This window comes from Streptomyces sp. TP-A0356 (genome assembly GCF_001417775.1).
Classification (GTDB): domain Bacteria; phylum Actinomycetota; class Actinomycetes; order Streptomycetales; family Streptomycetaceae; genus Streptomyces.
Window position 1 is genome coordinate 637,926 of the sequence record NZ_BBZJ01000013.1, and the last position, 18,108, is coordinate 656,033.

The window sequence follows — 18,108 nt, forward strand, 5'->3', positions numbered from 1 at the left end:
CGGCACCCGCACAGCCCCCTGACGACGATTCAGGAGCCCCTATGACGACGGCCGTGGCCGCCCCGTTCCGCTTCTTCTCCCTTCAGGTCGTACGGACGAGGCGGCTCGGCCCGTCAATCGTCCGGGTCACCTTCGCGGGCGAGGACCTGCGCGCGTTCCGTTCCGACGGACGCGACCAGAGCCTCTCCCTGTTCCTGCCGCACCCGGGCCAGAGCGAGCCCGCCGTCCCGATCGAGCTGGGCGACCACTGGTGGCACGGCTGGCGCGAACTCCCCGACGACGTACGGGCGGTGATGCGCTCGTACACGCTGCGGGCCCTGCGGCGGGACCCCGACGAGATCGACATCGACTTCGTGCTGCACGGCGTGGCTCCGGGCGCGACCACCCCGGCGGGCCCGGCCTCGCGCTGGGCCTCCCGCGCCACCGCCGGTGACCGTGTCGTCCTGCTCGGCCCGGCGATCGAGGACAACCGTGCGATCCGCTTCCGTCCGCCCGAGGACACGGACCTGGTGGTGATCTGGGCCGACGAGACCGCCGCGCCCGCCGCCTCCGCGATCCTCGAATGGCTGCCCGCGGGCACACGTGCCCACGTCTGGCTGGAGGTGGGACACGCGGGTGACATCCAGGACCTGGTGACCGAGGCGGACGCCGAGATCACCTGGCTCGTACGCGGCGAGGGGTCCCCCATGACCCTCGCCGCACCACGGGATGCCGAACTCCCCGCGGCACGGGCCCCGTACGTCTGGGTCGCGGGTGAGTCCGGCCGGGTGAAGGAGTTGCGCCGGCACTTCGTCGGTGAGCGCGGGATCGACCGTCGGCGTGTCACCTTCGTGGGCTACTGGCGGCACGGGCTGAGCGAGGAACAGCTGCGCGAACAGGATTGACGGCGGTCATGGAAGGGGCGGGATCAGCCCCGCGTAACTTAGGTTAGGCTAACCTAAGTTAGCGGGGCGGTTCCGCCCCTCTTCTGTCCCGCACGGACTCTCCCCACCGGAGGACCCCCACATGCGTTCGCACCTGCTCAATGGCCTGACCGCGGAGCACTACCACCGCTCCGTGACGGAAGGAGTCGAGCGGGTGGCCGCCCAACTCGCCGCCGCCGAGCGTCCGTTCACCGGTGTCACGGTCGATGCCCTCGCCTCCCGCATCGAGCGGATCGACCTGGACCGCCCGCTGCACGACACCACCGCCGCCCTGGACGAGCTCGAGGAGGTCTACCTGCGCGACGCGGTCTACTTCCACCATCCCCGCTACCTCGCCCACCTCAACTGCCCGGTGGTCATCCCGGCCGTCCTCGGCGAGGCCGTCCTGTCCGCCGTCAACTCCTCCCTGGACACCTGGGACCAGTCGGCCGGCGCCACCCTCATCGAGCGCAGGCTCATCGACTGGACCGCCGAGCGCATCGGCCTCGGCCCCGGCGCCGACGGCGTGTTCACCGGCGGCGGCACCCAGTCCAACCTCCAGGCGCTGCTCCTGGCCCGCGAGGAGGCCAAGAGCGACTCCCCCGCCGAGCTGCGCGTCCTCACTTCCGACGTCAGCCACTTCAGTGTGCGGAAGTCGGCGAAACTGCTCGGGCTGGGCCCGGAGGCGGTGGTCTCCGTCCCCGTCGGCCACGACAAGCGCATGCGGACCGTCGCCCTCGCCCATGAGCTGGAGCGCTGCGCGCGGGAGGGCCTGGTCCCGATGGCCGTGGTCGCCACCGCCGGCACCACCGACTTCGGCTCCATCGACCCGCTGCCCGAGATCGCCGAGCTGTGCGACCGGTTCGGCGTCTGGATGCACGTGGACGCGGCCTACGGCTGTGGACTGCTCGTCTCCGGCAAGCGCCGGGGTCTGCTCGCCGGCATCGAGCGCGCCGACTCGGTCACCGTCGACTACCACAAGTCGTTCTTCCAGCCGGTGAGTTCGTCCGCCGTGCTGGTCCGGGACGCCACCACACTGCGCCATGCGACCTACCACGCGGAGTACCTCAACCCCCGCCGCATGGTCCAGGAGCGCATCCCCAACCAGGTGGACAAGTCCCTGCAGACCACCCGCCGCTTCGACGCCCTCAAGCTGTGGATGACGCTGCGCGTGATGGGCGCCCACGGCATCGGCGCGCTCTTCGACGAGGTCTGCGACCTGGCCGAAGAGGGCTGGAAGCTGCTGGCCGCCGACCCGCGCTTCGACGTGGTCGTCCAGCCGCAGCTCTCCACCCTCGTCTTCCGCCACATCCCGGCGGCCGTCACCGACCCGGCCGAGATCGACCGCGCCAATCTGTACGCCCGCAAGGCCCTGTTCGCCTCCGGCGACGCGGTGGTCGCCGGCACCAAGGTGGCCGGCCGCCACTACCTGAAGTTCACCCTGCTCAACCCCGAGACGACGGCCGACGACATCGCCGCCGTACTCGACCTGATCGCCGGCCACGCCGAGCAGTACCTGGGAGAGTCCCTTGACCGCGCTTCCTGACACCCCCGGCACCACATTCGACTTCGTGGGGATCGGGCTGGGCCCCTTCAACCTCGGCCTGGCCTGCCTCACCGAGCCGATCGCCGAACTCGACGGCGTCTTCCTGGAGTCGAAGCCGACCTTCGAGTGGCACTCGGGGATGTTCCTGGAGGGCGCCCACCTCCAGACCCCGTTCCTGTCGGACCTGGTCACCCTGGCCGACCCCGCATCCCCGTACTCCTTCCTCAACTACCTCAAGGAGCAGGGGCGGCTGTACTCGTTCTACATCCGCGAGAACTTCTACCCGCTCCGGGTCGAGTACGACGACTACTGCCGCTGGGCCGCCTCCAAACTGAGCAGCGTCCGCTTCGGCACGCCGGTCACGGAGGTGACCTACGAGGACGACGACGAGGTGTACGTCGTACGGACGCGGGACGGCGACACCTACCGGGCCCGCCGCCTGGTCCTGGGCACGGGCACGCCGCCGTACATCCCGGAGGCCTGCCGGGGCCTGGGCGGTGATGTCATCCACAACTCGCGCTATCTGGACCACAAGCACCAGCTCCAGACCAAGGAGTCGATCACCCTGGTCGGCAGCGGCCAGTCCGCCGCCGAGATCTACCACGACCTGCTCAGCGAGATCGACCTCCACGGCTACCGGCTCAACTGGGTCACCCGATCCGCGCGCTTCTTCCCGCTGGAGTACACCAAGCTCACGCTGGAGATGACCTCTCCCGAGTACGTCGACTACTTCCACGCACTGCCCGAGCGGACCCGCTACCGCCTCACCGAGCAGCAGAAGAACCTGTTCAAGGGCATCGACGGCGATCTGATCGACGAGATCTTCGACCTGCTGTACCAGAAGAACCTCGACGGCCCGGTCCCCACCCGGCTCCTCACCAACTCCGCGCTCACCGAGGCGCGTTACGAGGACGGCACCTACCGGCTCGGCTTCCGCCAGGAGGAGCAGGAGAGGGACTACGAGCTGCGCTCCCAGGGCCTGATCCTCGCCACCGGCTACAAGTACGTCGAACCGGAGTTCCTGAAGCCCATCCGCGACCGACTGCGCTACGACGAGCACGGCAACTTCGACGTGGCCCGCAACTACGCCGTCGACATCACGGGCCGGGGTGTCTTCCTGCAGAACGCCGGCGTCCACACGCACAGCATCACCAGCCCGGACCTGGGCATGGGCGCGTACCGGAACTCGTACATCATCCGCGAACTGCTCGGCACCGAGTACTACCCCGTCGAGAAGACCATCGCCTTCCAGGAGTTCTCCGTATGAGCACGACCACCGGTGCCATCGGCACCTTCACCTTCCGCCCGCTCGACCCCCTGCGGGATGCCGGGATCCTGCACGGCTGGGTCACGCACCCCAAGGCGGCCTTCTGGATGATGCAGGACGCCGGGTTGGAGGACGTCGAGCGCGCCTACAGGGACATCGCCGCCGACGAGCACCACCACGCCCTGCTCGGTCTGCACGACGGCGTGCCCGCCTTCCTGATGGAGAAGTACGACCCGGCCCACCGGGAACTGGTCGGTCTGTACGAGGCACGGCCCGGCGATGTCGGCATGCACTTCCTGGTCGCGCCGGCCCAGACACCCGTGCACGGCTTCACCCGGGCCGTCCTCACCGCCGTGATGGCGCACCTCTTCGAGGACCCGGCCACACGACGGGTCGTGGTGGAGCCCGACGTACGCAACACGGCCGTGCACACCCTGAACGAGGCGGTGGGGTTCGTGCCCGAGCGCGAGATCCGCAAGCCGGAGAAGACAGCCCTGTTGAGTCTGTGCACCCGCGAGCGGTTCGAGAAGGCGGTGGCCGCGTGACCCTCGCCGACGCCGTCTCCCATCTGTCCCCCGAGCGCTGGCAGCGCGCGGGCCGGCTCCTCCTCCGCAAGGCCCTCGCGGAGTTCGCCCATGAGCGGCTGATCACTCCGCGGCCGGAGGCCGACGGGAGCGACACCTACGTCGTCCGCAGCGACGACGGGCTCACCCACTACCGGTTCACCGCCACGATCCGCGCCCTCGACCACTGGCAGGTCGACCCCGACTCGATCAGCCGCCACCGCGACGGTGCCGAACTCCCCCTGGACCCGCTCGACTTCTTCATCGAGCTGCGGAAGTCCCTCGGCCTGAGCGACGAGGTGCTCCCGGTCTATCTGGAGGAGATCTCCTCCACCCTCTCCAGCGCCTGCTACAAGCTCACCAAGCCGAAGGTCACCGCCGCCGAGCTCGCCAGGAGCGGCTTCCAGGACATCGAGACCGGCATGACCGAGGGCCACCCCTGTTTCGTCGCCAACAACGGGCGGCTCGGCTTCGGCGTCCACGAGTACCTGTCGTACGCCCCCGAGACCGCGAGCCCCGTCCGGCTGGTGTGGCTGGCGGCGCACCGCTCACGGGCCGCGTTCACGGCGGGGGCCGGAATCGAGTACGAGTCCTTCGTACGGCAGGAGCTGGGGGCCGGGACCGTCCAGCGCTTCCACGCGCGGCTGACCGACCGGGGCCTGGACCCCGCGGACTACCTCCTCATACCCGTCCACCCCTGGCAGTGGTGGAACAAGCTCGCGGTCACCTTCGCCGCCGAGGTCGCCCGGGGGCACCTGGTCTGCCTGGGCGAGGGCGACGACGAGTACCTCGCCCAGCAGTCCATCCGGACCTTCTTCAACCGGTCCCACCCCGAGAAGCACTATGTGAAGACGGCCCTGTCCGTGCTCAACATGGGGTTCATGCGGGGGCTCTCGGCCGCCTACATGGAGGCGACCCCGGCGATCAACGACTGGCTGGCCCAGCTCGTCGAGAACGATCCGGTGCTGAAGTCGACGGGCCTGTCGGTCATCCGCGAGCGCGCGGCGGTCGGCTACCGCCACCTGGAGTACGAGGCCGCCACCGACCGCTACTCCCCGTACCGCAAGATGCTCGCCGCCCTGTGGCGCGAGAGCCCGGTGACCTCGCTCCAGGAGGGCGAGACCCTGGCGACCATGGCCTCGCTCGCCCATGTCGACCACGTCGGCGCGTCCTTCGCGGGCGCGCTGATCGAGCGGTCGGGGCTCGCGCCGACGGAGTGGCTGCGCCGCTATCTGCGGGCGTACCTCACCCCGTTGCTGCACAGCTTCTACGCCTACAGCCTGGTGTTCATGCCGCACGGCGAGAACGTCATCCTCGTCCTGAAGGACGGTGCGGTGCGGCGCGCGATCTTCAAGGACATCGCCGAGGAGATCGCCGTCATGGACCCGGAGGCGGTGCTGCCACCGGAGGTCCGGCGCATCCGGGTCGAGGTCCCGGAGGACAAGAAGCTCCTGTCGATCTTCACGGACGTCTTCGACTGCTTCTTCCGCTTCGTGGCGGCGAACCTCGCCTCCGAGGGCGTCCTGGAGGAGGAGGACTTCTGGCGGACGGTCGCCGAGATCGTCCACGAGTACCAGGACGCGAACCCCGAACTCGCCGAGAGGTTCCGGCAGTACGACCTGTTCGCCCCGGAGTTCGCGCTGTCCTGCCTGAACCGGCTCCAGCTGCGCGACAACCGGCAGATGGTGGATCTGGCGGACCCGTCGGGGGCGCTTCAGCTGGCCGGGAACCTGAAGAATCCGATCGCGGGGCTGTAGCGGCCCACTGAGACGGGCGGGCACCCCGGTGTACGGTCCACCGGGGTGCCCGCCGGCACGCTCCCGCTCGTGCTATCGGGCCGACCAGGGCACCTGAGGCGACCGGTAGTACCCGATGCCCAGCGCGTCCCAGCGCGGACCCTGCGCCGCGAGCCGCTCCCGGTAGGCGTCCCAGTCGTGCGTGGAGGCCGGCGACCAGCCCAGCTCGGCGGCGCCGGGCAGCCGCGGGAAGACCATGTAGTCGATGTCGGCGCCCGTGGCGATGGTCTCGGACCACAGCGGTGCCTCGACCCCGGCGATCGCCGAACCCGGCGCGCCCGGCAGGTACCCGCCGGGGTTCCAGTCGTAGGACCGCCGCACCTCCACCAGCCCCGCCCAGTCCTGACCCAGTGGCGTGGACTTGGTGTACTTCATGTCGAGGTAGAGCCGGTCGGCCGGCGACAGGATCAGTCCGGTGCCGCTGCGCGCGGCCTGGGCGACCTGGGCCTTCTCGGCGGCGCTGGTGGTGTCGAGCCCCCAGTACTGGGCCAGCGCGCCCTTCACCGGGTGGGCGCCGGTCAGCTGGTGCCAGCCGATCACCGTCTTGCCGTACTTGGCGACGATGGGCTGCACCCGGTCCATGAAGGCAACGTAGTCGTCGTGGCTCGTGGAGTGGGCCTCGTCACCGCCGATGTGGAGGTAGCGGCCGGGTGTGAGCGCGGCCAGTTCGCGGATGACGTCGTCGACGAAGTCGTACGTCACCTGCTTGGGCACGCACAGCGAGCTGAAACCGACGTCGGTTCCGGTGTAGAGCGGGGGTGCGACGCCGTTGCAGTTCAGTTGGGCGTAGGAGGCGAGGGCCGCGTTGGTGTGGCCCGGCATGTCGATCTCCGGGACGACTTCCAGATAGCGGGAGGCGGCGTAGCGGACGATCTCCTGGTACTGCGCCTTGGTGTAGAAGCCGCCCTTGCCGCCGCCGACCTCGGTGGAGCCGCCATGGGCCGCGAGGCGCGGCCAGGAGTCGATGGCGATGCGCCAGCCCTGGTCGTCGCTGAGATGCAGATGCAAGGTGTTGATCTTGTACAGCGCCAACTCGTCGATGTAGCGCTTCACCTGGGCGACGGTGAAGAAGTGGCGGGCCACGTCGAGCATCGCGCCGCGGTAGGCGTAGCGCGGCGTGTCCTTGACGGTGCCGCCCGCCACCACCCAGGGACCGGGCTGCACGGTCTTCTTCTCGACGGCCGCGGGCAGCAGCTGGCGCAGCGTCTGCACCCCGTGGAAGAGCCCGGCGGGCTTGCCGGCGGTGATCGTGACGCCCTCGGCGCCGCTGTCGAGACGGTACCCCTCGGCCCCGAACGGGCCGCTGCCCAGGCGCAGTCGGATGCCCCCGGTGCCCTGTGTGGTGACCGGCAGGCCGTAGCCGGTGGAGGGCCGCAGGACGTCCGCGAGGTATTCGCCGACCCGGCGGGCGGCGCGTGCGTCGTCCACGCGGATGCGCGTCGCGCGGGTGATCTCGTACGGGGCTCCGCCCGCGTCGACCGAGGCGGGCGCCGGGACGACCCGGCCCAGGGGGGTGGCGGCGGGGGCGGCCGCGGCGGGCTTCGCCTCGACGCCGACGGAGAGACCGGCCGCCGCGATAATCAGCAGCGAAGCGAGGAGGCGGGGCGTTCTGTGGTGCTGTCTCACATGCGCTCCCTTCCACAGGGTTTCGAGGTTCCACGGGCACGTCCGGTCCGGACGACAACGCTCGCCCGTTCCGTACCCGAGGGGTATAGACCACTCTCTCGCATCGCGGGTGGAACAATCCCCCTCATGGCGGAAATCATCCAGAAGGACGGCACGTGGGCCTTCGACGGCGACGCGTTGCGGCTGACCCCGGGGCGCGACAAGGGCACCGGACCGCTGCGCCGGACGCTGGGTGAACTGACCGTGCCGCTTGGCGCGTTGGCGGGCATCTCGTTCGAGCAGGGCAGGAGGACCGGTCGCCTGAGGCTGCGGCTGCGCGACGGCGCCGATCCGCTGCTGCAGGCGACCGGCGGCCGGCTCGGCGAGTCCGACGACCCGTACCAGCTGACCGTGGAGTCCGACCGCTACGGCGTCGCGGAGTACGTGGCGGACGAGGTCCGCAGCGCGCTCGTGCTGGACCAGGTTCCGTCCGAACCGGTCGACCGCTATCTGCTGCCCGGCCCTTCCGTCCCGCTGTCCGTGGCCGCCGGGGATGGCACGGCGAGCTTCGACGGCGAGCACGTACGCCTGGAGTGGAACTGGAAGACGGAGGACGCGAAGGCCGCCGCGGGCGCCCGGACGCTGGCCGTGGCCGACATCACCGCCGTGGAGTGGCAGCCGGCCGCCGGCCTGGAGAACGGCTACCTCCGCTTCACCGTGCGCGGTGCGGAGACCAAGGCGCCGCCGAAGTACGACCCCAACTCCGTGGAGCTCTGGGGCTTCAAGAAGGATCCGCTGATGGCGCTCGTCGCGGCGGCCGTGCAGGCCCGGCTGCCGCACCCGGCGGCGCCCGTGGCGGCCGTACCACGGCAACTGGAACGCACGCCCGTCCAGGAGCAGGCGCCCGCCGAGGACGGCCACGACGCCCTGCTGCGCCGGCTGCGCGAGCTGGGCGAGCTGCACCGGACGGGCGTCCTGACGGACGAGGAGTTCACCCTGGCCAAGCAGGCGGTCCTCAAACGCATGTGAGGACCGCCCGCCGTCCCTGCGCCCCGCCTTCCGGGCGCGGGTGGCCCTACTTCGCCCGGCGCGCCACCGTGAAGTGGTCGACCTGCGCGCCGGTCTCGGCGATGCCGCGCACCTTCAGGGTGGCCGTTCGGCCCTTGGCCGCGGGCGTGACGTCGACGCGCAGGAACGAGTAGTCGAGGTAGCGCACCCGCGACCAGGCGACGGTCTCGTTCTGCTTGGCGCCGTCCTTCTGGCAGACGTACGAGTTCACGGACTCGAGGTCCTTCTCGTGGCCCTCGTAGGACTGGTCGGCGCTGAACGCGTAGAGGCTGCGGCCGGCCGCGCCCGCCGTGACGTACACCACGCCGTCGGTCTCCGGGTACGCGGTGCCGCCGATCGGCAGCTTCTTGGCGACCGCGTTGCCCTTGATGACGTCGGTGCGCTCGTAGACGTGGTTGTGGCCGTTGATCACCAGGTCGACGGTGTACTTCTCGAACAGCGGCACCCACTCCTGGCGCACGCCCCCCTCCGAGGCGTGCGCGGTCGAGGTGCAGTACGAGCAGTGGTGGAAGAAGACGACGATGAAGTCGATGTCGTCGTCGGCCCGGTACTTCTTGAGCTGAGCCTCCAGCCACTTCGTCTGGGTGCCGCCGGAGATGCCGAGGTTGGCCGGGATCTCGAAGGAGACGTCGTTGGCGTCGAGCGAGATGATCGCCGTGTTGCCGTGCACGAAGGAGTAGACGCCCGGCAGGTTCTTCTTGTCGGGGCCGTTCCCCGGCAGCTGCCAGCGGGCCTCCTCGCCGCCGTAGCCGTTGGGCGAGTACCAGGCCTCCATGTCGTGGTTGCCGTACGACACCATCCACGGCACCTGCTTGGCGACGGACTCGGTCTGGTAGAGGAACTGGTCCCACACGCGCGAGTCGAAGCCGGTGTCGGAGGTCTTTCCCTGGCCGGCCGGGTCGCCGTAGGCGATGTCGCCGGCGTGCAGGTGGAAGGCCGGGTTCTGGGCGAGGATCAGGCTGTCGTTGGCAAGGCCGTGGTAGCTGACGCCCTGGTCGCCGAAGGCGGTGAAGGTGAACGGCTCTGCGTGCCTGGGAGCCGTCGTGAACGTGCCGAGGGTGCCGAGCAGGTGCGGGGCGGCCGGGTCGAAGCCCTCGTGGCCGACGCCGTAGTAGTAGGTCCGGCCGGGGCGCAGATGGGTGAGCCGGGCGTGCAGGTAGTACTGGGTGCGGTCGCCGCTGGCGCCGACGCCGGCCGGGGTGTAGAGGGGGCGGACCTCGGCCTCGATCTTGCGCGAGAGGTCCCAGGGGTGGGCGCCGATGCGGATGAAGGGCTTCTTGACGGCGACCGGGACCTGCCACGAGACCGTCATCTCGGTGCGCGGGTCGCCGCCGTACGCGAGGTGACGGCCGAAGGGGGCGACGAGGGCGCCGTCGACCGACTCGACCGCGGGGGCCGTGCTCTGGGTCGGGACGGCGGCCTGAGCGGTGGCGCCCGGTACGAACGCGCCACCCGCGACGGCGCCGAGCGTGACGGCTCCGCCTCTGATCACCGTGCGGCGGGAGAATCTCGCGCGCAGGTACTCGTGCTGCTCCGCCATGCTCATGCGGGCCGCGAGCTTCTCCGGAACTCCCATACGAGGTGTGTCCATGTGGCCCGAAGTTCCTCCACACAGGCAACGTGGCGCAAGACACAGGATGGACAACCGTCAAACAGGACCCCATAAGAACTTCAACGGCCATCTGCCCGAAATCGGGCACGATTCTTGCGATTCCGGCGCTCGTACCTCAGGATCTACCGGGTGCACGACGAACTTGTTGATCATCTGGCGCGGTCCACGCCCCTCAGCCGGGGCGAGGCGCTGCGCGTGGTCCAGGACGTGCTCGCCTACTTCGACGAGACGACCGAGGAGTTCGTCCGTCGCCGCCACCGCGAGCTGCAGGCCCAGGGCCTGGTGAACGCGACGATCTTCGAACGGATCGAGGCGGACCTGAAGTACCGCACGGTGGCACCGCCCGAGCTTACGCTCCGGCAGCTGCGCCGCATCGTCTACGGCTGAGACGCCGAAGGCCACTTCCATCACTACGGGGACAAAAGGGAATTAGGGAACTATATGTGCGGAATCGTCGGATACATCGGTAAGCGCGATGTGGCCCCGCTGCTGCTGGAGGGTCTGCAGCGGCTGGAGTACCGCGGCTACGACTCGGCGGGGATCGTCGTCACGACCCCCAAGGCGGCCGGCCTGAAGATGGTCAAGGCCAAGGGCCGGGTCCGGGATCTGGAGGCCAAGGTCCCCGCGCGTTTCAAGGGCACCACCGGTATCGCCCACACCCGCTGGGCCACGCACGGCGCCCCCTCCGACGTGAACGCCCACCCGCACATGTCCGCCGACAACAAGGTCGCCGTCGTCCACAACGGCATCATCGACAACGCCTCGGACCTCAGGAAGAAGCTGGAGGCCGACGGCGTCGAGTTCCTCTCCGAGACCGACACCGAGGTCCTCACCCACCTCATCGCCCGCTCCCAGGCCGAGACCCTGGAGGAGAAGGTCCGCCAGGCGCTTCGGGTCGTCGAGGGCACCTACGGCATCGCCGTGATGCACGCCGACTTCACGGACCGCATCGTGGTGGCCCGCAACGGCTCCCCGGTCGTCCTCGGCATCGGCGAGAAGGAGATGTTCGTCGCCTCCGACGTCGCCGCGCTGGTCGCCCACACGCGCCAGATAGTGACGCTGGACGACGGCGAGATGGCGACGCTGAAGGCCGACGACTTCCGCACGTACACCACCGAGGGCACCCGTACCACGGCCGAGCCGACCACCGTGGAGTGGGAGGCCGAGTCGTACGACATGGGCGGCCACGACACCTACATGCACAAGGAGATCCACGAGCAGGCCGACGCCGTGGACCGCGTGCTGCGCGGCCGCATCGACGACCGGTTCTCCACCGTGCACCTGGGCGGCCTGAACCTGGACGCCCGCGAGGCACGTGCCGTGCGCCGGGTGAAGATCCTCGGCTGCGGCACCTCCTACCACGCGGGCATGATCGGCGCCCAGATGATCGAGGAGCTTGCCCGCATCCCGGCCGACGCCGAGCCCGCGTCGGAATTCCGGTACCGCAACGCGGTCGTGGACCCCGACACGCTGTACGTGGCGGTCTCGCAGTCCGGTGAGACCTACGACGTGCTGGCCGCCGTCCAGGAGCTGAAGCGCAAGGGCGCGCGGGTGCTCGGCATCGTCAACGTCGTCGGTTCCGCGATCGCGCGCGAGGCGGACGGCGGCATGTACGTGCACGCCGGTCCCGAGGTGTGCGTGGTGTCCACCAAGTGCTTCACCAACACCACCGTGGCGTTCGCGCTGCTCGCGCTGCACCTGGGCCGCACCCGCGACCTCTCCGTCCGCGACGGCAAGCGGATCATCGAGGGCCTGCGGAAGCTGCCCGCGCAGATCTCCGAGATCCTCAAGCAGGAGGAGGAGATCAAGAAGCTGGCGGAGCAGTTCGCGGACGCCCGCTCGATGCTCTTCATCGGGCGCGTGCGCGGCTATCCGGTGGCGCGCGAGGCCTCGCTGAAGCTGAAGGAGGTCTCGTACATCCACGCCGAGGCCTACCCCGCCTCCGAGCTGAAGCACGGTCCGCTGGCGCTGATCGAGCCCGCCCTGCCGACGGTCGCGATCGTGCCGGACGACGACCTGCTGGAGAAGAACCGCGCGGCCATGGAGGAGATCAAGGCCCGCAGCGGCCGGATCCTCGCGGTCGCCCACCAGGAGCAGGAGAAGGCCGACCAGACGATCGTCGTCCCGAAGAACGAGGACGAGCTGGACCCGATCCTGATGGGCATTCCGCTGCAGCTCCTCGCCTACCACACGGCGCTGGCGCTGGGCCGGGACATCGACAAGCCGCGCAACCTCGCCAAGTCGGTGACGGTGGAGTAGCAACTCCCCTTCCCGGGCCCCGGTGTGAACGACCCCCTGTGTGCCACCAGCACAGGGGGTCGCTCCTTCGGCGGGCCGGGGCCGCCCTGCCCCGGCCCGGCGCTGCCTCAGCCGGCGGCCGTCACCCCCCGGCCGGCAGCGCGTCGCGGGAGGGTCGTGGGCCATTTGGCCAGCACCGCCGTCGCCGCGTACCAGGCGACGGCGCCCGCGGCGACCGCGAACCAGCCGCCGACCTTGCCCAGGGCGTCGCTGCCCGCGAAGCGGGCGATGGCGAGCAGCACCATCGACACGAAGAGCAGGCCGTAGGTGCCCTGGTCGAGGACGCCTCCGGCGGCCCCGAGCGTCAGCGTCAGGGCGACGAGGGCGAACAGCAGGAGGAAGAGTCCGGCGGCGTTGTCGGACATCTGGCTGCCTGCCGTGACGGCCCAGGTGAACCACAGGGCGCCGAGCGCCGAGAAGGCCGTACCGGTGGCGGTGTCGCGGTCGCGGAAGGCGAGCAGGCCGACGAGGAACAGGGCCACGCCGCCGACATAGTGGGCCAGTGACACGGAGTCGGCGGTCGTCACGCCGTCGATCACCTTGGTGGTTCCGAGACCGAAGGCCAACAGCGTGATGCCCAGGGCGAGTCGGCCGACGATCGAGGTGGTGCCTCCCGCAGAGACGTCGTTGTCCACGGCGGGCTCCCTTCTGTACTGCATGTACGGGATGTGCGGTGACCGATATATGCCCTTCACAAGGGCACAAACACCTCTACGCGCGAGTAGGTTCGCGCTTCGGGGAAAGCGAGTTGGCGCTCGGCGCGGGGCATCCCACCTGGAACAACGGCGAGTTGCGAGAGGACGACGCCGGGGTTGCGACGGGCAGGCGGGCGCGGGACGGCCGACGGCCACAACAGGACCCGCCGGCCGTGACCGTACGGGATGGAGCGGCGAGGAGCGAGCGGGGCTCTCAGGGGATGACGATCACGGGGCGCCGGGCGCGCTTGGCGAGGCGGCCGGCCACCGAGCCGAAGATGCGGCCCACGATGCCGTGCGTGGAGCCTACGACGATCGCGTCCGCCTCGTACTCCCGGCCCACTTCCTCCAGTTCGTGGCAGATGTCCCCGCCGCGCTCGACCAGGATCCAGGGCACCTCGGCCAGATGTTCCGCGCAGGCGAGTTCGAGCCCGAGCACCTCGGTGCGGTGGTCGGGCACATCGACGAAGACCGGGGGCTCGCAGCCCGCCCACACCGTGGTGGGCAGCCGGTTGGCGACATGGACGATGATCAGGCCCGCGCGGGAACGGTGGGCCATACCGATCGCGTACGCCAGGGCACGCTCGCTGGAGGTGGAACCGTCGAAGCCGACCACCACACCGTGTTTGAAGGCGGGGTCGCAGGACGGGCGTGACTCTTCCGCCGCCAAGGGCTCGGCCGCCGTGGGATCGGCGACGGGGCGCTTGCGGTCCGCGGGATCGAAGAATTCGTGACCGGCCATGAGTGTCTCGGCGTTGTGATCCTCGTGGGTGGGACGACACTGTGCGGCGGAGCTGTGTCCGGGAATCATCTTCCCAACCCCATACCCCCAAGGGTACGGCGGCACGCCTCCTTAGCCCAGATCCCGCGCACGCCGCACGGGTTCCAGGGAGCATGCACGAGGGGGTGCCCGTAACGCAATGGTTGCTGCCCCGTACAGGCGGTTCGCACAGGGTTCACCCAGGAATCAGGCACCCTCGGTCCGGGCGTACGGGCCGGCCCGTACGGCGGGGAGCGCGGGACCGTACGGCGGCGAGGGTCCGGGACCGTACGGTGACGGCAGCCCGGGACCGTACGGCGGCGAGGGTCCGGGACCGTACGGTGACGGCAGCCCGGGGCCGTACGGTGGCGAGGGTCCGGGACCGTACGGCGACGGCCCGGGACCTCACACCGGGAACCGGGCAGTGACTTACCGGTCGAGCACGCGTTGATTCCGGTGCCACCGCCGTAGGGAGCACGCCGTGCCCGCACCCCGCCCCGCCCCCCGGAAGCACCCCGCACCGGTCACCGCGGGCGCACTGACCCGCTGGACCGTCTTCGCCTGCGCCCTGGTCCCCGTGGTCCTCGTCCGGTACGGCATCTCGCTCGCCGGCGCGGTCAGCGCCACGCTGGGCCTGACGGCCGTCGTCTGGGCGTGCGGAGCGCTGCTGCGGCAGTCCGAGCGGGGTGCGGCACAGTTGCGGGCCGAGGAGCGCACCTCCGACCGCGGGCGCCACGGCGGCACCGGATCGGGGGCGCGGAGGGGCGGACGCCAGGTCGGTGGAAACACTCCGGTTGGCTGACCGGTTTCCGCGCACGCGCCCGCATCTTTTCAGCCAACTTCTCAGCCCCGTGCATCCCGGGGCCGAACGGCCCCCCACCCCCCGTTCGACCTGCACTTAAAGGGTCCGGAGGGGCACGCGCACCCTACGGGGATTGGCCACTGGGACGAGGCGCACTTCCCTGCACGGCCCACGAGTGCAACCCTTCGTGATCGAATGCTTCACGCCAAGTTGCCATGTCGACAATGTGCCGGATGGTGAACTGGTCACGTCGGCACCACGGCACACAGTAGATTCGATCATGACTGTCTTACGGCGGGGGACTCGTGCAGGACCGAGGGGAAACGTGCAGGAGCGACACAACCGAGGAGCCGCGACCACCGAGGGGGGCTTAGCAGGATGAGCCACGACTCCGTTGCCGCGCCGGATGCCGCGGCCCGGAAGCTGTCCGGGCGACGTCGCAAGGAGATCGTCGCGGTGCTGCTGTTCAGCGGCGGCCCCATCTTCGAGAGTTCCATACCGCTTTCGGTGTTCGGGATTGACCGCCAGGACGCCGGAGTGCCGCGCTACCGACTACTGGTGGCCGCCGGCGAGGACGGCCCGCTGCGGACCACAGGGGGCCTGGAACTCACCGCGCCGTACGGCCTGGAGGCGATCTCACGGGCGGGCACCGTCGTGGTGCCGGCCTGGCGGTCGATCACCTCGCCGCCGCCGGAGGAGGCGCTCGACGCACTGCGCCGGGCGCACGAAGAGGGTGCCCGCATCGTCGGGCTGTGCACCGGTGCCTTCGTGCTGGCCGCCGCCGGACTGCTGGACGGACGGCCGGCCACCACGCACTGGATGTACGCGCCGACGCTGGCCAAGCGCTATCCGTCGGTGCACGTCGATCCACGCGAGCTGTTCGTGGACGACGGCGACGTCCTGACGTCCGCCGGCACGGCGGCCGGCATCGACCTCTGCCTCCACATCGTGCGCACGGACCACGGCAACGAGGCGGCGGGCGCGCTCGCCCGTCGTCTGGTGGTCCCGCCGCGCCGCAGCGGCGGGCAGGAGCGCTACCTCGATCGGTCTTTACCGGAGGAGATCGGCGCCGACCCGCTCGCGGAGGTCGTCGCCTGGGCGCTGGAGCACCTCCACGAGCAGTTCGACGTGGAGACGCTTGCCGCGCGCGCCTACATGAGCCGACGGACGTTCGACCGACGCTTCCGCTCGCTCACGGGGAGCGCACCGCTGCAGTGGCTGATCACCCAGCGGGTGCTGCAGGCGCAGCGGCTCCTGGAGACCTCCGACTACTCGGTCGACGAGGTCGCCGGGCGCTGCGGCTTCCGCTCCCCGGTCGCGCTGCGCGGGCACTTCCGGCGTCAGCTCGGCTCGTCGCCGGCCGCCTACCGGGCCGCGTACCGGGCGCGCCGCCCGCAGAGCGAGCGCACGGGCGACGGAGACGGCCCCGGTGGCCCACCGGCCCCGCACATCGCGCCGGAGACCGCCTCGGTCCCCATGCAGAGCCGCCGCACGGCGGCCGCCAGCGCGTTCGGCCCCGCGGCGTCCCTGTCCACGGACACGGGCAGGTACGTCCCGGAGCTGTACGCGGCGAGCCGCTCGAGCCTGCCCGGGCAGCGCAGCGCGCCATAGCACCGCCACGCCGCTGAGGACGGGCGGGATCCAAGAGGTCGCACACACCTACGCGGCCGGATCCCGCCCGTCCTCGCCGCTTCCCGGACTCCGCCCGCGCACCGCCCCTCACCCGTACCACCCGTCCCCGGCCCGTCCCACACGCGCCCGGCAGGCCCTCCCGCATGCGCCCGGTGGCCCGTCCCACACGCGCCCGGCAGGCCCTCCCGCATGCGCCCGGTGGCCCGTCCCGCACGCGCCCGGCAGGCCCTCCCGCATGCACCCGGTGGCCCGTCCCACATGCGCCCGGCGGCATTCCCGCATGCGCCCGACGGTCCCTCCCGCACGCGCCCGGCGGTCCCTCCGGCATGCGCCCGGTGGCCCGTCCCGCATGCGCCCGGCGGCATTCCCGCATGCGCCCGGCGGGCATTCCCCGTGGGTGCCGACGGCCTTCCTCGTGGGTGCCGGGGGCCCTGCCCGGTGCACGGGCGGTCCGTCCGGGCCGGGTGGGCCATAAGGTGGGACACATGAACGATCGCATGGTGTGGATCGACTGCGAGATGACCGGACTCTCGCTGTCCGACGACGCGCTCATCGAGGTGGCCGCGCTGGTCACCGACTCCGAGCTGAACGTGCTCGGCGAGGGGGTGGACATCGTGATCCGGCCGCCGGACGCGGCGCTGGAGACGATGCCGGAGGTGGTGCGTCAGATGCACACCACCTCGGGGCTGCTCGACGAGCTGGCGGCCGGCACGACGCTCGCCGACGCCGAGGAGCACGTCCTCGCCTACATCCGCGAGTACGTCAAGGAACCGGGCAAGGCCCCGCTGTGCGGCAACTCCGTCGGCACCGACCGCGGCTTCCTGGCCCGCGACATGCCGACGCTGGAGGACTATCTCCACTACCGGATCGTGGACGTCAGTTCGATCAAGGAGCTGGCCCGGCGCTGGTATCCGCGGGCCTACTTCAACAGCCCCGAGAAGAACGGCAACCACCGGGCGCTCGCCGACATCCGCGAGTCCATCGCCGAGTTGCGCTACTACCGGGAGGCGATCTTCGTGCCGCAGCCGGGCCCCGACTCCGACACGGCACGTACGATCGCGGCCAAGCACGTGGTGCCCGCCCCGTAGCCGTCTCGACGGGGCCCGACCGGGCCCCGGAGAAACGCTGGCGCGAGCACCCCGTCGGACCCTGTACACTTTTTCTCGGCCGGTGGGGGAACCACTCGAACAACACCGGTCATGGTGGGTGTAGCTCAGCTGGTAGAGCACCTGGTTGTGGTCCAGGATGCCGCGGGTTCGAGTCCCGTCACTCACCCTCTGTAGAGAGGCCGATGACCTGCAGTAACGGGGTCATCGGCCTCTTTCGTCGCCTCGGTGGCCACACCGGTGGCCACCCGGGATCTTGAGACACCCCCCCCCGCTTCCCGCCACCCGGGTCGTGGGCACGCTCCGTTCTTCTCGACGGCGTCAGACCGGATGCAGGAGCTGCCCGCTGTGTACTTGCCCTTCCGCTCGTAACCACGCCACCTCTTCAGATGCTTGACCGCGCCCTTTTGGTCGGCAGTCCTGAATTTCGCCACGAACTCCTTGAACTGGGTCAGT

16 protein-coding genes and 1 tRNA gene are annotated in these 18,108 nt (G+C 70.3%); 12 read left to right on the forward strand and 5 right to left on the reverse strand.

Going from position 1 to position 18,108, the window contains the following annotated elements; genetic code table 11:
* The first annotated feature begins 41 nt into the window (after positions 1-41).
* The 5 genes from ASC56_RS06020 to ASC56_RS06040 all read left to right on the forward strand — a co-directional run bounded on the left by ASC56_RS06020 (position 42) and on the right by ASC56_RS06040 (position 6,035).
* Positions 42-884, forward strand: coding sequence for a siderophore-interacting protein (locus ASC56_RS06020; RefSeq protein ID WP_055490125.1), 843 nt, complete (start codon positions 42-44; stop codon positions 882-884).
* A 121-nt stretch (positions 885-1,005) separates the two neighbouring features.
* Positions 1,006-2,448, forward strand: a complete 1,443-nt coding sequence (desA, locus tag ASC56_RS06025; RefSeq protein ID WP_055490126.1) for a lysine decarboxylase DesA — start codon at positions 1,006-1,008, stop codon at positions 2,446-2,448.
* The gene (locus ASC56_RS06030) at positions 2,432-3,715 is read left to right on the forward strand and encodes a lysine N(6)-hydroxylase/L-ornithine N(5)-oxygenase family protein (RefSeq protein ID WP_055490127.1); all 1,284 of its coding nucleotides are present in this window, start codon (positions 2,432-2,434) and stop codon (positions 3,713-3,715) included. Before desA ends, ASC56_RS06030 begins: the two co-directional genes overlap by 17 nt.
* Positions 3,712-4,260, forward strand: coding sequence for a GNAT family N-acetyltransferase (locus tag ASC56_RS06035; protein ID WP_055490128.1), 549 nt, complete (start codon positions 3,712-3,714; stop codon positions 4,258-4,260). The genes ASC56_RS06030 and ASC56_RS06035 overlap by 4 nt, the downstream gene beginning before the upstream one ends.
* Positions 4,257-6,035 carry an IucA/IucC family siderophore biosynthesis protein gene (locus ASC56_RS06040; protein WP_055490129.1) on the forward strand — a complete coding sequence of 593 codons (1,779 nt, stop codon included), beginning with the start codon at positions 4,257-4,259 and terminating at the stop codon, positions 6,033-6,035. The genes ASC56_RS06035 and ASC56_RS06040 overlap by 4 nt, the downstream gene beginning before the upstream one ends.
* 72 nt (positions 6,036-6,107) lie before the next feature.
* Here the strand turns inward: ASC56_RS06040 and ASC56_RS06045 are convergent, their stop codons facing one another.
* Entirely contained in the window at positions 6,108-7,700 is a 1,593-nt protein-coding gene (locus tag ASC56_RS06045) for a beta-N-acetylhexosaminidase (protein ID WP_055490130.1), read from the reverse strand.
* A 126-nt stretch (positions 7,701-7,826) separates the two neighbouring features.
* On the opposite strand from ASC56_RS06045, the gene ASC56_RS06050 reads away from it, so the two are divergent.
* On the forward strand, positions 7,827-8,708 hold the full coding sequence (locus ASC56_RS06050) for a DUF4429 domain-containing protein (RefSeq protein ID WP_055490131.1): 882 nt from the start codon (positions 7,827-7,829) through the stop codon (positions 8,706-8,708).
* 46 nt (positions 8,709-8,754) lie between these two features.
* Here ASC56_RS06050 and ASC56_RS06055 read toward each other — a convergent pair whose 3' ends face one another.
* Positions 8,755-10,323 (reverse strand): metallophosphoesterase family protein, encoded by a 1,569-nt coding sequence (locus ASC56_RS06055; protein WP_055490132.1) that lies wholly within the window; start codon positions 10,321-10,323, stop codon positions 8,755-8,757.
* A 165-nt stretch (positions 10,324-10,488) separates the two neighbouring features.
* Here ASC56_RS06055 and ASC56_RS06060 point away from each other — a divergent pair, with 165 nt between their 5' ends.
* Positions 10,489-10,746, forward strand: coding sequence for a hypothetical protein (locus ASC56_RS06060; protein WP_055490133.1), 258 nt, complete (start codon positions 10,489-10,491; stop codon positions 10,744-10,746).
* 54 nt (positions 10,747-10,800) lie between these two features.
* Positions 10,801-12,618, forward strand: coding sequence for a glutamine--fructose-6-phosphate transaminase (isomerizing) (gene glmS / locus ASC56_RS06065; protein ID WP_055490134.1), 1,818 nt, complete (start codon positions 10,801-10,803; stop codon positions 12,616-12,618).
* A gap of 107 nt (positions 12,619-12,725) precedes the next feature.
* Here glmS and ASC56_RS06070 read toward each other — a convergent pair whose 3' ends face one another.
* Both ASC56_RS06070 and ASC56_RS06075 read right to left on the reverse strand, forming a co-directional pair.
* Positions 12,726-13,292: a GPR1/FUN34/YaaH family transporter gene (locus tag ASC56_RS06070; RefSeq protein WP_055490135.1), complete on the reverse strand. Its 567-nt coding sequence runs from the start codon at positions 13,290-13,292 to the stop codon at positions 12,726-12,728.
* Positions 13,293-13,566: 274 nt separating this feature from the next.
* On the reverse strand, positions 13,567-14,094 hold the full coding sequence (locus ASC56_RS06075; RefSeq protein WP_055490136.1) for a universal stress protein: 528 nt from the start codon (positions 14,092-14,094) through the stop codon (positions 13,567-13,569).
* Positions 14,095-14,593: 499 nt separating this feature from the next.
* Between ASC56_RS06075 and ASC56_RS06080 the strand changes: the two genes are divergently transcribed.
* The 4 genes from ASC56_RS06080 to ASC56_RS06095 all read left to right on the forward strand — a co-directional run bounded on the left by ASC56_RS06080 (position 14,594) and on the right by ASC56_RS06095 (position 17,821).
* On the forward strand, positions 14,594-14,914 hold the full coding sequence (locus ASC56_RS06080; RefSeq protein WP_055490137.1) for a hypothetical protein: 321 nt from the start codon (positions 14,594-14,596) through the stop codon (positions 14,912-14,914).
* A gap of 378 nt (positions 14,915-15,292) precedes the next feature.
* The gene (locus ASC56_RS06085) at positions 15,293-16,525 is read left to right on the forward strand and encodes a helix-turn-helix domain-containing protein (protein ID WP_055490138.1); all 1,233 of its coding nucleotides are present in this window, start codon (positions 15,293-15,295) and stop codon (positions 16,523-16,525) included.
* 506 nt (positions 16,526-17,031) lie between these two features.
* A complete protein-coding gene (gene orn, locus ASC56_RS06090; RefSeq protein ID WP_055490139.1) occupies positions 17,032-17,634 on the forward strand; it encodes an oligoribonuclease in 603 nt (200 codons plus the stop codon).
* 114 nt (positions 17,635-17,748) lie between these two features.
* Positions 17,749-17,821, forward strand: a tRNA-His gene (locus ASC56_RS06095).
* Here ASC56_RS06095 and ASC56_RS41670 read toward each other — a convergent pair.
* Positions 17,817-18,108: hypothetical protein (locus ASC56_RS41670; protein ID WP_234376852.1), on the reverse strand; the 292-nt coding region annotated here is incomplete at its 5' end. The genes ASC56_RS06095 and ASC56_RS41670 overlap by 5 nt on opposite strands.